Source organism: Methylovulum psychrotolerans (genome assembly GCF_002923755.1).
GTDB lineage: Bacteria > Pseudomonadota > Gammaproteobacteria > Methylococcales > Methylomonadaceae > Methylovulum > Methylovulum psychrotolerans.
In genome coordinates this window covers 412,593-427,264 of sequence record NZ_PGFZ01000004.1, presented here as the reverse complement: position 1 = coordinate 427,264, position 14,672 = coordinate 412,593, and the positions used below count along the sequence as shown (strand labels likewise).

General features: G+C 50.9%; 14 protein-coding genes. 5 read left to right on the top strand and 9 right to left on the bottom strand.

The annotated features are described in order from the left end of the window. Nucleotides 1–213: transposase (locus AADEFJLK_RS11795; RefSeq protein WP_146054568.1), on the top strand; the 213-nt coding region annotated here is incomplete at its 5' end. Nucleotides 214–415: 202 nt separating this feature from the next. On the opposite strand, the gene AADEFJLK_RS11785 is transcribed toward AADEFJLK_RS11795, so the two are convergent. From AADEFJLK_RS11785 to AADEFJLK_RS11775, 3 genes are all read right to left on the bottom strand, one after another. Then, entirely contained in the window at nt 416–1,627 is a 1,212-nt protein-coding gene (locus AADEFJLK_RS11785) for a SpoIIE family protein phosphatase (RefSeq protein WP_103974399.1), read from the bottom strand. 40 nt (nt 1,628–1,667) lie between these two features. Then, on the bottom strand, nt 1,668–2,006 hold the full coding sequence (locus AADEFJLK_RS11780) for an STAS domain-containing protein (protein ID WP_170065096.1): 339 nt from the start codon (nt 2,004–2,006) through the stop codon (nt 1,668–1,670). 343 nt (nt 2,007–2,349) lie between these two features. Next, nucleotides 2,350–3,915, bottom strand: coding sequence for a TolC family protein (locus tag AADEFJLK_RS11775; RefSeq protein ID WP_249028030.1), 1,566 nt, complete (start codon nt 3,913–3,915; stop codon nt 2,350–2,352). A gap of 184 nt (nt 3,916–4,099) precedes the next feature. On the opposite strand from AADEFJLK_RS11775, the gene AADEFJLK_RS11770 reads away from it, so the two are divergent. The 4 genes from AADEFJLK_RS11770 to AADEFJLK_RS11755 all read left to right on the top strand — a co-directional run bounded on the left by AADEFJLK_RS11770 (nt 4,100) and on the right by AADEFJLK_RS11755 (nt 8,242). After that, nucleotides 4,100–4,369, top strand: coding sequence for a YtcA family lipoprotein (locus AADEFJLK_RS11770; protein ID WP_103974397.1), 270 nt, complete (start codon nt 4,100–4,102; stop codon nt 4,367–4,369). A gap of 33 nt (nt 4,370–4,402) precedes the next feature. Beyond that, nucleotides 4,403–5,560, top strand: coding sequence for an efflux RND transporter periplasmic adaptor subunit (locus tag AADEFJLK_RS11765; RefSeq protein WP_249028029.1), 1,158 nt, complete (start codon nt 4,403–4,405; stop codon nt 5,558–5,560). Next, nucleotides 5,557–7,794 (top strand): FUSC family protein, encoded by a 2,238-nt coding sequence (locus tag AADEFJLK_RS11760; protein WP_088618600.1) that lies wholly within the window; start codon nt 5,557–5,559, stop codon nt 7,792–7,794. The genes AADEFJLK_RS11765 and AADEFJLK_RS11760 overlap by 4 nt, the downstream gene beginning before the upstream one ends. A gap of 163 nt (nt 7,795–7,957) precedes the next feature. Next, nucleotides 7,958–8,242: a hypothetical protein gene (locus tag AADEFJLK_RS11755; protein WP_088618599.1), complete on the top strand. Its 285-nt coding sequence runs from the start codon at nt 7,958–7,960 to the stop codon at nt 8,240–8,242. Nucleotides 8,243–8,378: 136 nt separating this feature from the next. On the opposite strand, the gene AADEFJLK_RS11750 is transcribed toward AADEFJLK_RS11755, so the two are convergent. The 6 genes from AADEFJLK_RS11750 to AADEFJLK_RS11725 all read right to left on the bottom strand — a co-directional run bounded on the left by AADEFJLK_RS11750 (nt 8,379) and on the right by AADEFJLK_RS11725 (nt 14,666). Next, complete coding sequence (locus AADEFJLK_RS11750) at nt 8,379–9,719, bottom strand: L,D-transpeptidase family protein (RefSeq protein WP_103974396.1); 1,341 nt, start codon at nt 9,717–9,719, stop codon at nt 8,379–8,381. A gap of 120 nt (nt 9,720–9,839) precedes the next feature. Further along, nucleotides 9,840–10,790 carry a glycosyltransferase family 2 protein gene (locus AADEFJLK_RS11745; protein WP_103974395.1) on the bottom strand — a complete coding sequence of 317 codons (951 nt, stop codon included), beginning with the start codon at nt 10,788–10,790 and terminating at the stop codon, nt 9,840–9,842. Next, nucleotides 10,783–11,982 (bottom strand): glycosyltransferase family 4 protein, encoded by a 1,200-nt coding sequence (locus AADEFJLK_RS11740; RefSeq protein WP_103974394.1) that lies wholly within the window; start codon nt 11,980–11,982, stop codon nt 10,783–10,785. The genes AADEFJLK_RS11745 and AADEFJLK_RS11740 overlap by 8 nt, the downstream gene beginning before the upstream one ends. 55 nt (nt 11,983–12,037) lie before the next feature. Continuing rightward, entirely contained in the window at nt 12,038–12,892 is an 855-nt protein-coding gene (locus tag AADEFJLK_RS11735; RefSeq protein ID WP_088618596.1) for a glycosyltransferase family 2 protein, read from the bottom strand. Between the two features lie 2 nt (nt 12,893–12,894). After that, a complete protein-coding gene (locus AADEFJLK_RS11730; RefSeq protein ID WP_103974393.1) occupies nt 12,895–13,680 on the bottom strand; it encodes a glycosyltransferase family 2 protein in 786 nt (261 codons plus the stop codon). Between the two features lie 41 nt (nt 13,681–13,721). After that, nucleotides 13,722–14,666: a class I SAM-dependent methyltransferase gene (locus AADEFJLK_RS11725; RefSeq protein ID WP_103974392.1), complete on the bottom strand. Its 945-nt coding sequence runs from the start codon at nt 14,664–14,666 to the stop codon at nt 13,722–13,724. Between the last annotated feature and the right edge of the window lie 6 nt (nt 14,667–14,672).

Genomic DNA, 14,672 nt, shown 5'->3' with positions numbered 1-14,672 from the left:
AATACCATACTGGGCAACCTTAAGACCAGCCTTGGTGGTGCTTACCATGCGTTTGGGTTCGCAAAATATGCCTCGCGTTATCTGGGGGCGTTCGCCTATCGCTTCAACCGCAGGTTCCAGCTCGATAAGCTTCCCATGCGCCTGCTTGTTGCCGCCATCGCCGTTGGGCCTCGCCCAGAGGTTTGGATCCGCTCGGCTGAAGCATCTTGCTAATCAGGAAGTCCTTTCAAAACGGCGTGTTTTGATTGAGCATGTCAACCGCCGCTGCGAGATTTTTAGGATCGTCAAGGACGTTTACCGGGGAAAACACAAAAACTACTCCCTGACATGGAGCCTGGTGGCCGCACTGGTTAACCTGAGGTATGGCAACATTTAGGAAAGATGTCTAATAAAAGCAGTGAACTAAGCCGCTACCTTACATTTCTAAAACTAACAAAGAAATATCATCTTCAAAATCGGCTCCGCCGCGCCATAAATGGATGTCGCTATCTAACAAACGGATCGCTTCTGCTACAGGTAGCCCCCGGGTTTTTTCCACGGCTATCCGCAAACGCTCGCTACCGAACATTTCTCCGGCAGGTGATTCGCATTCGGTTATGCCGTCAGAATACAAAACCAGCCTATCACCAGAACAGTAGTTGAGTACGATGGATTCATAATGGACATCGGCAATAATGCCGACTGCTAAGCCGCCATTAACAATCAATTCTGTCGGTTGTTGTTGGTGCAGATACAGTGCGGGGGGGTGTCCGGCTTGGCATAGTTCGATAGTTTTGGCTTTAGTATCAATCACGCCATAAGTCATCGTAAAGTAGAGGATATTATTGATGTCAGTCTGGAATTGGTGGTTCAACGCAGAGACAACAGCAGGCGCAGTCTGTACAACTTGGCGGTACGGTGCGTTTGGCAGGCTATGTTTTAGATAATTGCTGCCTTGGTGGGTGTCGGGAGACAATAAGCGGCTGAGGGTAAACGAGTGCATGGCGGAAGCAATACCATGTCCCGCCACGTCGATGATATAAAATCCACAATGGTGGTCATCCAACGGAAAAAAATTGAAAATGTCGCCCGATAAATGGGTTGAGGGATGGAATAGCCAGTCGATGGCGATGCCTTGGTTTTGGGTTGCGGCATCGGGCAGTAAGCTACGCTGCATGGCCGCCGCCATTTTCAAATCCCGGTTGATAATATCATTCGCCGCCAATAATTTTTTGCTGGTTTCAGTCAGGCGCAAATTGTTTTCTTGGAGTTCTTGCTCCAGAAGCAAAATTCTCTCCCCGGCGCGGATGCGGGCGTGCAATTCGTCAAACTGGATGGGTTTGCGTATGAAATCATCCGCCCCCGCATCCATGCCCTGTACCACCGACTGGGCATCCTCAAGAGCGGTGATTAAAATAATATAGATATAGAACGGCAATGCCAAGGCGCGTATTTGCTCACACAGCTCTGTACCGTTACCGCCTGGCATCAACCAATCAGTAATGACGAATTGGATATTCCCCTCTAAAACCAAGCTTATTGCCGTATTGATGTTATTGGTGGCAATAATATCGTAGCCACATTTTTTCAAGCTACCTTGGATCATGAGCCGCGTGATCGGGTCATCTTCGACAACTAGAATATGCATAGATTAGGGTTGTGGTTTTTAAAAAAGTGCGTTAGCCAATTCAATCGCCCAGCAATGCCGATAAGGCCGCCACTTGGGTCGGCAGAATTTCAAAAACGGTATGCAGGCGGGTCAGTTCAATTAATGATTGCACCATCGGACTGGTGACCAATATTAAGCGCCCAGATTTTATTTGCATGGCTTTAAATGCCGAAATCAGTACGGCACAAGCACTGGAATCTATAAACGTGACTTGCTCCATGTCAATCACCAGTAGCCCCTGCCCTTCATCAATGAGCGTTTTTAAGCGCTCGCGTACTTCGGATGCCTCCACCATCACAAAGCGGCCAGATAAAGCCACAATATCTATGTCACCCTGTTTTTGTTCGTTGATAATCATATTAAGCATTCCTTTTTTGCCAATTGTTATTGTATCGGTTCACTTCTGAGAGTGTCATTAATGTTAAGCTTTTTAATGTGTTGCCGGGCTATCTGTCCGTGCGCACTGTTGCGGCAGGCGCCAGGGACGCACAGCCGCCTTATTATCCTTAAGTATGCAACGTATTGACGTTGATGTCCAGATACAGAGCCGCCCAAAATTGGCGCATAAAAAATCATTTCCACTTCGGCTTAGGCCGGATGGTGTCTGAGCAGCCGAGGGAGCTTCCGCCCCGCCTATGTTTTACGGTATTGTCCAGCCGTAATTGACTGAACCCGCCTTTCCGTACGGCATGTTACCTTCACTATGGCAGACGGTGGCCAAACGTTTCACTACCCGCATTGCGTTCTTCCTTACCTTGATTGCCGGTCGCATAAACCAAGGTGGCAGCGGACTGTAGCAAGGTGGCGCGGCTGTCGATTTCGGTATAACGCGCATGTGCCAAATCTTTTTGCGCGGACAACAGTTCTATCACCGTGGAAAAGCCATGGTTATAAGATTCTTGGGTGGCGGCGTATGATTCTTCAGCGGCTTTCAACAAGGCTAGCGCAAATTCGCGTTTTTCCAACATAGTCTTGGTGTTGGCGTAAGCTTTCCAGATATCACGGATGATTTCCAGGCGCAAGGCCTCAAGTTCGGCTTTGGAGGCTTGTTTCTTGGCCTCGGCTTCATGGACGGCATTGCTGCGCTCAAAGCCATCGAACAACGTCCATTCTATCGTCAGCAATGCCGTGCCGACCAGATTGCTGGCCGAATAACTCCCATAACCGGGCGGTGTCGTATGCACATCGCCCCAGTATTGATTACCTAAGCTACCGCCGAGAGAGACCTTCGGCCAAAATTCGGCTCTGGCCTTCTTTACTTCCGCTTCGCGGGCACGCAATTGTGCAAGCCGTGCCATCAGATCGGGGCGTTGTTCCAAAGCCTGATCGGCAATTTTTTCAACCGACTGCACCAATTCTGCGGGTAACGGCAATTTGCTCAGGTCTATTAGCCGCAAGGAATAAGAGGGCGAGATGCCCAGGCCCGTTGTCAGATCGGCTTTTGCCTGAATGACCGAACCGCGGGCATCTTGGAGGTCATAGTTGGCTTTGGCTTGCTCCTGGACCGCCAACAGCACGTCGGGGCGCGTCGCCAGACCTTGGTCAAGCTTCGCCCGGACTGACGCGGTACCGGCATTTGCTGCCGCCAATGTTTGCTGCGCCGCCGTTACTTTAGCCAGGACGGCCTGATAAGCAAAAAAACTGTTGGCGACCCGATAGGCAATTTCTTGATGTTTGCGGTTGAAGGTAAAATTAGCGGCGCTCAAACGTTGTACGTCCGCGTCGATCACCGCCTCCCTGCGTCCGAAATCGAACAATGTCCATGCCAAATTTAAACTGCCCAAAGAAGAATAGCCATAGCTAGTCAGCGCCCCGCCGGGGATAGGGAAACTGGTTTTGAAATATTGCCCGAACGCCATTGCCGTTAGAGTCGGGTACCAAGCAGCGCGATTCCTCTCTAGCTTAGCGGCGGCGGCTTTTGCCTCTTCCCAACTAATCCGGGTTTCCGGGTTGCAATTCAGGGCAAGATCGACCAGCGCAGGCAGATCGTAAGTTAGCTTGGTATCGACCGGACTTTCTTCAGGCGGATGGCTGGATATAGCGGTTTGTTGCATACCGGCGGTACTCTCGCCCTGCCAATAAGCGGCAGGGTCAGCCGGAGCCGCCCCATAAGGGTTGCTAAACGGCAGGGGGCCTGGCGACATACAGGCTGTTAATGCCACCGCCAAAGCCATTGCCAAAAACTGGCCGCCCCGTAGCAAGTAGGCTAGGCATAATGGTAAATTGCTGCTTCGGTAACCCAGTAATGCCGCAAAACGTGAAACCATTTTTTCAAATGCCAGATCTGTTGTGGGATAAATAACTGCTTGTCCGCTTAATTGAGTGGCTCAACAGAAAAATTACGCCCATAATATAACAATAAGCATCCGAGTGATACACGACCCAAATCAAAACCAAGCAAATGTTGTTATTAAGATCATCGAAATTGAGTTTTTCGTTTAGTTACAGCTTATGATGTCCAAAGCGATATTGCAAAAATCAGGGGTTCTGGCGGTTTTGGCGGTTTTTTTGCCGGCTTGCGACCCGATACTGAGTATTGAGGGTTCATTCTGGCCCGCTTGGATTATCTGCATCCTTGCTGGCTTGGCGACAAGTATGGTGCTGATGTGGCAATTGGTGCGATACCGGCTGGCCGCGCATCTGGGATCGCCGCTGTTGATTGTGCCGAGCTTATGGGCGTTATGCACTTTTTCCATCTGGTTGTTATTTTACTCGACCTAAATGCCGGAGCCGCCCAATATGGAAAACAAGCCAATGGATAACCATGTTATCAATCTTAAGCGCCGCATCTTGCTAGGACGGCTCATTGGTATCTTAATCGTACTCGGCGCTCTGGTAACTGGGGCTTTGGCGTGGCGCATCAACTATCAGCATCCCCGTACTAACGACGCGATGGTGCGGGCCGACATCGTCGGCATTGCACCGGAAGTGAGTGGCCGTATCGTCGAACTGCATGTTGAAGACAATCAGTATGTTAAACAGGGCGATCTGCTGTACGTTATCGATCCGCGCCCGTACCAGGCCAAACTGGACCAGGCCAAGGCAGAATTGCTGTTGGCGGAAAAAGACGTGGATTCACGGCGTGCCTCCAGCAGATCCGCAGAAATCGCCATCGGACGGCTGGAACACCAACGCACGGCTGCCGAAGCGGAAGTTAAAGGGATTGAGGCGGAAGATGAGTATCTGCATAGCTATTTGGAACGCCTTGAGCCATTAGCGGAGAAGCAATACGTCACGGCAGACCAACTCAAGCAAGCGCGTTCCAAGTACGCCGCTTCACGCGCTGAGTTGGCGGATGCCCGCGCCAAAGTGCTGTCGGCTCAAAGTGCCATTGCCGAGGCCAAAAGCGAGAGCCGTGGCGCGGTATCGTTGATTGCCCAGTCCGGCAACGTCAATGCGCGTACCGAAGTGGCTAAGGCGATTGTCGCTGCCGCCGAACTTGATGTGGAATACTGTTCAGTACGCGCACCTTTCAATGGCTATGTCACAAACCTGAATACCCGTGAGGGCGAATACGCCAAAGCCGGAACGCAAATGTTTGCTCTGGTTGATGACCGCCATTGGTATGCCATTGCCAACTTTAAAGAAACCTATTTGCAATCTATCCACCCAGGCCAGGAAGCGGAAGTATTCTTGGTCGGTTATCCGGGCAAACGCTACCGGGGTGTCGTGACCGGCATAGGCTGGGCGAATTCTCCTGATAATATCAAGCAGCAAGGCGTACTGCCGGAGGTTCAGCGCACGTTGAACTGGGTTATTCTGGCATCCCGTTTCCAAGTTCGGATTGAGATACCCGAACGGGATCCCGATCATCCTTTACGCATGGGTATGACCGCCTTTGTCACCGTTCTAGGTCGCCTCTCCGAACTGCCGGAGCTTACGCCAGTCAGTAAAACCCCTGTTTCGCGATGAGCAACGGCGGCCCGCAGCCCGCTTCGGTGCCGAACGAAAGGCGCGGCGGCCTCTGGTTCGGCACCAGCCTGACACAATTCCTGATAGCTGAACTTAGGGATTTTCCGGGGCGGCGGGTTGCCGCATTGCGTTTGTTCATCGTTTCGCTAATCATTGCTTTGGTCAGCCAAACCCTGCATGTGCCGCCATTGGGGGCGATTGCGTTGCTGATCTGCCTGAGTTACGACGCGTATGCGAATGCCGGCCAATCCCTGGCGTTCGGGATGCGCCAACTGGGATATATTAGCGTCACTACCTTAATATCGGTAGTGACGCTGATGTTTGCCGGTAATGATGCTTGGCTGTTGCTGCCCCTGTCTTTTATCATCTTAGCGGTAGCCCTGTTTCATGCCCGCTTGATCGCTTGGCCTACCGGTATCGCGCTATGGTATTCAGTAGCGGTGTTGTATGGCCCAAGCACGCCCGAACAAGGCATTTACAATGCGTTGTGGAATATCCCTATTATCGGCGTATTGGCTATCGGTTCATGGACAGTGGTGCATCTGACCATTAAACCGCAAGACCCGCTCAAACAACTGAAGGCAAGTATCGCGGCGCAATTGGCGGCCGTGGAAACTATTTTAAGTACACGTCTGGCCGACAGCGGTGTGACGCTTCAGACACAGGCTATGCCAAAGCATACCATCCCAGACAGCTTGGGTAAGATTTTGGTATTGCTGGCCAACACGGAACTGCTACATCCCTCCACACATCAGCAGCACGACACTTATCTTGCCTTATTGCTGGAAATTGATGGCCTGCGGCAGATCGCCATCTGGCTGGATCAGACCTTGACACCAGCGTTTCGTAGGCAACCGATGGATCAGGAGAAGTTAAATGTCTATCTGGCCTTACAAAGTGCCTGCGCAATGTTACGGCAAGGCGTGGAGGAATCACGCGATGTGTCCGGGCAAATCGGTACGCTGCTGACCGACGCGGTGCTGCATAGTTATGCGCCGCAAACCAACCCCTCGATATTAACGGCTATGTGGCGGGCACTGCAACGGATTACCGGACTGCTGCATGACTTGCATCAGCCCGATACGGACGTGCCAACTTTGGCTGGCGAAACGGACGATGACGAAACAGAGGGCCGTTGGTTTCCGGCTTGGTTTGGCTATGCATTTTGGGCCACCCATGCAGATAGCTTACAATTTGGCATTAAATTTTCTTTAGGGGCGATAGTTTGTGCATTGATCGTGGAAAGTTTAGGTTGGCCAGCTATCAATACCGCCATCCCGACTTGTCTGGTTGCCGCGCAGACCAGTCTTGGCGCCGACTACCGTTTATCGCTATTGCGTTTGTCGGGTGCGGTTGTAGGTGGCTTGTGCGCCTATTTTTACGTGCTGGTTTTCCAGTCCCAGCTTGACACGGTAGCGGGCTTTGCGCTGGCAACGGCGCCGTTTTGGGCTTTGGCTGCTTGGATTTCCTCGGGTAGTGAGCGTATCGCTTATCTGGGCAGGCAACTGGGGTTTTCGTTCGCCATGTTCGTGTTACATGATTTTGGCCCGGTTTCCGATCTTTATTTGCCGCGTGACCGCGTTGCCGGCATTTTTCTGGGCATTATCGTGATGGGCGTGCTCGATTACGCGCTATGGCCGCGGCGTTCGATTGTGCTTGCCCGCCACCATAGCATAGCCGCATTGCACACCATAGCCAAGCTGACTGCCCGATTGCCGGATTTAGGCGTGTTACTCACGCATACCCTGCCATTACGTTTGTCGGCAGATAAAGATTTGGCCGCGGCTCAGGATTTGGTGGTTCACGCGATACTGGAACCGGATGCCAAATTAAGCCACAAAATCTATGAAAGGACAACGCTGAGTGCGTTGATTGAAGCCGCCGGAAAGTTGTCTGGCCTGCTACAGATTCGGCGCCGCTATCGTTTGTTGAGCGGGCAGCAATTTAGCCATTTTCCTGATGAGTTGCAACAATATAGCCGCGCTTTCGATAAGGCTTTGGCAAGCGAGTTGGAGAATGCGGCATTGATGCTGCAAGGCGGGCAACAAGAAACTTGGACTGAGGTTGCCGATATCCACGAGTTGCTGAAACAAAGTTATACCAAACATCACCGTATCGACAGCTTACCTGCTGATTTGGCTTTGGAATGGGAACTGCGCTTTAGGCTAGACCAGCAAATCATGGAACTTGTGGAGAAAATCCAAATAACGGCTCGGGATTCTGTTGATCTTTGACAGGCATCTTGGAAAATGCAACTTATCGCCATTTTTGTTATGGGGCATCATTTGCACGTTGCTTTAGCGTATTGCCATAACACATAAACCCGGCCTATGCTTTACAATCTCCCGTATCCGCCAAAAGCCATTAATTAAACTGGCCACCAAATTGAGAAAAAATATGAGTAAATTATCCCCCACACAAAACCGATCAGCCGCGCAACAATTAGGTGTTGCCGAATCCTATACAGCGTTCATGACATCTACGTCATTGGATTTACTGGATGAAGCTTATCGGCAAGATTTGGGTCAGTTACAAGACGACGGCGATTTTTCAGCGGATGATGCGATCCACATTGTTGAACTGCACACTAAAACGGTAGGTTTGCCAACCGGATTTATGTATGTCGGAATGGAAAGTGACAACCAAAAACACCAAGTGTTTGGGATCGTGAATCTGAATTGAGCAGTTTGGCTTATGGTGATGAAAATGACGGTTATATTCTTACGTTTAGCTAAAACTAATAAAGAGACGCATTTTTATCCAAATAAAGGTTGAATTAAAGCCGAAAAATGTCAGTCTCTGGTGATGCCGCAATGGTTTATAACTTCTTTGACAGGCTTGAATTAGGCTGTAAGGGTTTTATGTCAATGGCGAAATCCATGTGGATACGTTTGGCGGCGGCATTGACTTCTTGCTTATTTTTAAAAGGCCCGGCAACTACCAGATAGCTATGGTCTTGCTGAACTTTCCGTGCCGGTATCATAGGGCCTTGGTGATTGAGCATGGCGGCCAGTTTTTGCGCTTCCGTCCCATTATCAAAGCGGCTGACCACCGCCGACCAGTCGCCGTCTGTCAATTCGGCAACCACCGGCTGTTGGTTAAGTTGGTCAGGATGCTTAATCGGCACGGCTGCTTTTGCCAATTCCGCTTCATTAGGGCTGGATAGGCTTACCGGTGTCGGAATGCCATCGGCGCGGGCAATAATACGCTCGACTTTTTCCCAATCAACCGCCGAGTTTTTTTCGGCACTGAGTTGGCGCAGTTGTTTCAATAACTGTTTCTTTTGGTGGCTTTTATCATGCGCCCATTTGGCTAGCGGCTCATTGGCCTCAAGATAGAGCATATTGTTGTGCCATGCCGTCAAATACGGCTGATGGACAATGCGCACAGGTGTACCGACCGCAATATTATTGAATAACGCTTCAATATCCTCCGGGTAAAGCTGTACGCAGCCGTGGCTGACCTGCATACCGATGCCGTAGGGTTTGTTGGTGCCGTGGATCAGATAACGCTCAAAACCCAGGTTCATGGCATAAAGCCCTAAGGGATTGTCAGGGCCTGGCCCTATGACAGTCGGTAAGGAATCGCCTTTTTGGGCATGTTCTTTCTGTATCGAGGCAGGCACATACCAGCTAGGATTGGCTTTTTTAGTGGCGATGCGGGTCAATCCCGTGGGGGTATTCCAGCTTTGTCGGCCAATGCCGATAGGGTAAGTGTAAACCTTGTCAGGTTGGCTTTTAGGATAATAAAACATCCGCATATTGACCAGATTAAGGGTGATGCCCTGATGCGGCGAATCCGGCAGAATAAAGCTTAACGGTAACAGTACCCGGCTGTCCGTGGCGGGTGTCCACGCGGGGATATTGGGGTTAGCCAAGGTAATATCATTGTAGCCTAGGCCAAAATGCCGGGCAATATCAGAGAGCGTATCATTTTCTCGGGTGTTGACCGTCGCCAATGTGCCTATTAACGTTTGACCATCGGTGAGCGCAAATTCATGGGTCGGAATACTGGTTTGGGTAATTTCAGATGCCACCTGTGTGATAGTTTTAGGGTCGGGCGACACACTCAGGCTCTGGCAACCGCTAAGTACAATAGCGGCAAAAATAACCGCTAAGCCTAGCGTCGATGGCAATAGTGATTTTTGGGTATTTGACATAATAATGATCCGTTCATTAACCCAGCAAACGGTTAAGCCGCTTACATGGACAAAAAAAGAGCTTGGTTTAGGTCGTGTTGCCGCCGAACAGACAACCCTACAATTTTTGGAAAAAAGAAGTCAGCGCTTAACGGCTAGGCTAGCTGCTGGTTTTTTGGAGATCCGGGTTTGTAGCCAATAAGTCGGATGTAGGCTAAGGCAGCGGCTGACGGCTCTTGGTAAAGTCCCGCCCATTTTATAGCCCAAGCCTTTAAGTCCTGTCCGCAACAAGGCTGACGGGATGAACCAAGGTGCCCGTCTTAACAAAAAGCGCAGTTCCGAGTACATAAAACGCCAGCCTTCGCCGGATACCCCGCCCAATAGCTCTTGTAGCCAATTGTTCTGGGTGTGGAATACGCCAATATCAAAATAGCGTTTAAACTCGTCCAGAAAGCCATAGTCGTGGGAGTGGAACACTTGCGCATCGGCGCAATAGGCGATTTTCCAGCCGTTAACCAGCATCTTAGCCGCGACAAAAGTGTCTTCGTTCATGATGGTATCAACAGGGAAACCGCCAGCCTGGACTAAGGCGCTACGCCGATAGGCGGCGAAGGAGTTGGAGATAAAAGCCGTTTTAATGCCCCAGCGGCTGCTATCTTCCAGACTGCGCACTTGGCTGGCCACCGGATAATTGAACAGGCGGGCGTGGGCGGCAATCGGTCCGGCATGGCGGTGCGGAAGCTGCCGTCCGTAAGCCGCACCAACCTGGGCATCGGTAAATGCCGCCAAGAGCCGTCCGATGGCATCGGGGCTAGCCAATAAGGCATCTTGGGTTAAGAAGACGATAATCTCCGCTTCCGGCAGCATACCGATTCCCATCTGACGGGTGCCACCGTGGTTAAATTCGGCTTTAGCAATCTGCTGTACGGTGAAGCCGTAGGCTTGAGCCAAAGCCACGGTGTAGTCTTGGGATGAAGAATCGATCAGCAACAGCGTGTCCGGTTTTCGGGTCTGTTGTGCGAAGGCTTTCAGCCAAACTTCCCAAGCCAAGCCCGCATTGAGGGTTGGTACGATAAGGCCGATATTAGTCATGAGTAGTCTCCATTGCCGATTGCGGCCTATTGACCGCGACTGTTTGGGTCAACACCTGCCAGATCCGTTCGCCAAGCGTCACCGGATTTAACTGGGTTTCGACATACTGCCGCCCTTGCCGTGACATCTGCTCCCATTTGCGCTGGTTCACCGCTTGTGCCTTACGCAGCACGTCACACACAGATGCGGCAGACCTTTCGAAAACCCAGCCTACACCCACGGTTTCCAGATGATCCCAAGCCAAGCCTTTGGCGACTAAAACCGGCCTTCCTGCCGCCATCGCTTCGGCCACCACATTGCCGAAGTTTTCACGCATACCGCCAGCGGCTTCCAAACCCGAAGGCAACACTAAAAAATGGCTGTCGGCCAGCACCGTCATAATTTCGTCGCGCGGTAAATACCCCAGATAACGGATAGCCCCTTGCGCCTGCCCGACCAATGTCTGAAATTCTTCAAAATACGCTCCGTCGACACTCCTGCCGGCAATCAGTAAGCTATCCTTCGGATTGCGCACCGTTAACCAAGCGCGGATAAAGGCATTAATCCCTTTTTCCTGTTGGATATGCCCCAGAAAGCAAAGCTTAAGCCCCGTTCCGGTTGGATAATCAGCCACCTTAAAATCCCGGCTGTCTATACCGTTCGGCACTAAGACGATACGGGTATCTGCACCCAATACCTGACGCACTCCTTCGGCTTCCGTCGGACTGGTGCAATGCACGGCAATGGCCTTACGCAAGGTAGGCAAGGTCAGCCATTGATAAAATAGCCATTTGTGGGGTTTTTGCCGTCGGATTAGCCCGACATGTTCGGGCATTAATCCACCATGCACTGCCACCATAAACGGGCGGCGCAACAAGGTGCAAAACACCGCCGCCAAAGTCGACGGCCAAGTGGCAATGCCGTGGATATAAACGACAGGGGCTTGTCGGCAGACGCTGAATATTTTAGGGATGGCTCCCAAGCCAAATCCCCAGCGCCGGAACCCATAGCACTGATAAAGCCTGACTTCCACTTGTTGGCCTAGCCGAACATCCTTAGCCGATAAACGGCCATCCAGCGATTCGTCGGCGGCAATCAACACCTGTTGATAACCGCGTTCCGCCCACGCTTTCGTTAAGACTGCCGCCGTGACTGATACGCCGCCATAGCCTTTGGCGGGTGGGATATGCGTTGCAACAATACCTACATCCATAACATTTCTCCTGGATTTATTTGTAAACCATCTAAGGCCGCATGATGCAGCCTCATCACCTGCGATACGCCAAAAATCCCCGCCAAACCCCCAGTAGATTGTAAAAATCATAAGCCAGCCTTTTGCGGTTAAATAAAATCCCCGCCAGCAGCATCTTAAAAAGGGGCGCGATGAACATTTTGCGGACGATGTAATAGAGCATGAACCTATCACGCTGGTTGGCGAATTTTCTGATGTAAGCGCCCACTCCGGTGGAATACATCAGCATTCTTGCCGTCCCCAAGGTATAGTGATCTTTGTTGGCGTGGAAAATCCGTATCTGTGGGTTATAGAACGCACTGTTTCTGGCCCGCAGCAAGCGGTACATCAGCTCAAAACCTTCACCTCCGGCATATTTCGAACCGATGCCAAAATCATGGTCAAAATAGAACAGCCGCCGATCAATCCTGTCCACAGCAAAAAAGTGCGTAAACTCGACCCCCATCATTTGGAACCGGGAAAAATACCCAGCTTTGTGGCTATTAACGCCAATGCTGAAGCGGGTTGATGAAAAATCGTAGGAACCCGCGACTAAAATGGCGAGGGTGTTCCGCCGCACAAATTCCGCGACAACCGCCTTAAGAACATCCGTGTCATAGATACAATCGTCATCAGGAAAGGCGATGATGTTGCCTTGGGCAAAACCAATGCCGTAATCCCGCGCTCTGGCGTTGCCGACAAAATTGACTTTGATATGCCGCATTGCAAAACAGCCTTTAAATTGCCCGACCACTGCGTCAATTTTGCCGTCTTGGTTTTGGTCGATAATAACCAACTCAAAGTTTGCATAGCTTTGTGCTTGTAAAGACTTTAAAAAATCCAATACTTGGGCATCTCTGCCTAATGTTGCTAAAATAAGTGATACTTTCATCGTTAGCCCCCGGCTTGGACGCCTGCTTTGGCTTGTAAATAAATGCTCGCCTCATACCAAGTAAACATAAGTGCGAACTCCAGCCCCCCTGCCCCGTCCAAAAAACCGCCGCGCAGGACAAAATGGTAGAAAAACCGCGCTAGTATCCTTAGCCATGAACGTCCCAATAACACGCTTAAGCGTCCGCGCGTGGTCATTACCGCCCCGTTGTTAGGATGTAGCTGCACTTCTTGGGCGGCCTTACCGATATGCTTGTGCATCCACGCAGTGATTTCGCCATGATAAAAATAATGCTGGTAGGGAATATCGCCATAACCCATCCGGCAAGTATTGATGACCGCTTCACCATGCCCGGTATGGTTGCGGACAAAGCGGACGGTTTTCCTACGCACCAGGCGGGGGTGATAAATCGGGTAGCCGGGCGCGTGGTTTAGGCGTTTGCCCCGCAGATACAAGAGCGATGGCACCATCAATACATCCACTGAAGCGATTCCAGCCATCCCCGACTCAAACCAAGCGTAAAACGCTTCGGGATAGATTTCGTCGGCATCGATAAACAAGATCCACGGTGTACTGATGGCGCAGTGCTTAATGGCAAAGTTACGCTGCTCGGCAAAACCGGGCCAGGGATTTCTGTAAATTGTGCATCCCCGTTGCTTGGCAATCACCAAGGTGTTATCTGTACTCCCAGAATCGACAATAACAATGGCATAGCGCTCAGGAATTGCCGCCAGACAACGCGGCAAATTCGCTTCCTCGTTTTGGGTCAAAATAACGGCGGTTAACATAAGGCTCCTTTACTATTGTGGGGTTAATGGGGGCGATACTGTCATTGCTTGACCGCATATACATTGAGATAAATACCCCAACCCAGGGCATTCATCAGACGTGCAAACGGGTTTTGCCAACGCTGGGTCAGTGCATCCATTACCGCCGCCGATTTACCCTGTAAGCCTAAGCGTTTAGATAAGGCCTTGGCAGGGATGCGGGTGATTTGCTCCACCTTAACCACGTTAAAGCCATTGCGCTCAAGTAGGGTCGTCAGACCTTTTTCGGTAAAATAATTGACATGTTCGGGGATCCATAAACAGGCGTTATCCTTAGTGCCCAATAGCTTGACCAAAACCGAATGGTAATTAGGCACAGCACAAGCCAACACGCCGTTTTGAGCCAATAAGCCGCCGACCTTAGCGATGGCCTGCTCCGGCTCAAGCAAATGCTCCAAGACCTGCGACAGCATCACGATGCCAAAAGGCTCTGCGGCATGGTAGTCCTCAAACACGACAGGTAGTGGTTCGTCGCCATTCAACTCCCTAAACACCGCATTTTCGTATTGGCCCGGATTAATGCTGACCGTCCGATAGCCCAATTTTCTCAGGGAGTGGGTGCAAAAACCAAAGCCCGAACCAATATCAAGCGCCTGCCGATTGCCTGAGCGGTTAAGTTGGCTGGCCCGTTCAGTCATGCGGCTGGCATCTGCTGTGCAATTGGGAAACTCCGTCTCCCGCGCTAAAACCTCCGCTAAGGTTATCGCTTGAGTTAAGGCTTGGCCTGAATACTGGTAAATGGCCTGTAACCATTGCTTATGGGGTGGCCTATTTAAAAAGCCCGTGCCACAGTTAGCGCAACGGTAAATATGAAATTCCTTCTGGGCTTCACCGTCTGTGTAATGGAAGTTTTTTTTCCGCCAATAACGGATATGCGGATTCCGGCAAGCCACACATTCTTGCAAAATATCGCCATAAACCCCTGAAACAACCGATGTATAAATCATTATCTT

Coding starts and splice junctions, on each gene's coding strand:
- AADEFJLK_RS11770 (WP_103974397.1), top strand. CDS start 4,100: ATGATGTCCAAAGCGATATTGCAAAAATCAGGGGTTCTGGCGGTTTTG.
- AADEFJLK_RS11760 (WP_088618600.1), top strand. CDS start 5,557: ATGAGCAACGGCGGCCCGCAGCCCGCTTCGGTGCCGAACGAAAGGCGC.
- AADEFJLK_RS11785 (WP_103974399.1), bottom strand. CDS start 1,627: ATGCATATTCTAGTTGTCGAAGATGACCCGATCACGCGGCTCATGATC.
- AADEFJLK_RS11725 (WP_103974392.1), bottom strand. CDS start 14,666: ATGATTTATACATCGGTTGTTTCAGGGGTTTATGGCGATATTTTGCAA.
- AADEFJLK_RS11740 (WP_103974394.1), bottom strand. CDS start 11,982: ATGGATGTAGGTATTGTTGCAACGCATATCCCACCCGCCAAAGGCTAT.
- AADEFJLK_RS11780 (WP_170065096.1), bottom strand. CDS start 2,006: ATGATTATCAACGAACAAAAACAGGGTGACATAGATATTGTGGCTTTA.
- AADEFJLK_RS11765 (WP_249028029.1), top strand. CDS start 4,403: ATGGATAACCATGTTATCAATCTTAAGCGCCGCATCTTGCTAGGACGG.
- AADEFJLK_RS11750 (WP_103974396.1), bottom strand. CDS start 9,719: ATGTCAAATACCCAAAAATCACTATTGCCATCGACGCTAGGCTTAGCG.
- AADEFJLK_RS11745 (WP_103974395.1), bottom strand. CDS start 10,790: ATGACTAATATCGGCCTTATCGTACCAACCCTCAATGCGGGCTTGGCT.
- AADEFJLK_RS11755 (WP_088618599.1), top strand. CDS start 7,958: ATGAGTAAATTATCCCCCACACAAAACCGATCAGCCGCGCAACAATTA.
- AADEFJLK_RS11730 (WP_103974393.1), bottom strand. CDS start 13,680: ATGTTAACCGCCGTTATTTTGACCCAAAACGAGGAAGCGAATTTGCCG.
- AADEFJLK_RS11775 (WP_249028030.1), bottom strand. CDS start 3,915: ATGGTTTCACGTTTTGCGGCATTACTGGGTTACCGAAGCAGCAATTTA.
- AADEFJLK_RS11735 (WP_088618596.1), bottom strand. CDS start 12,892: ATGAAAGTATCACTTATTTTAGCAACATTAGGCAGAGATGCCCAAGTA.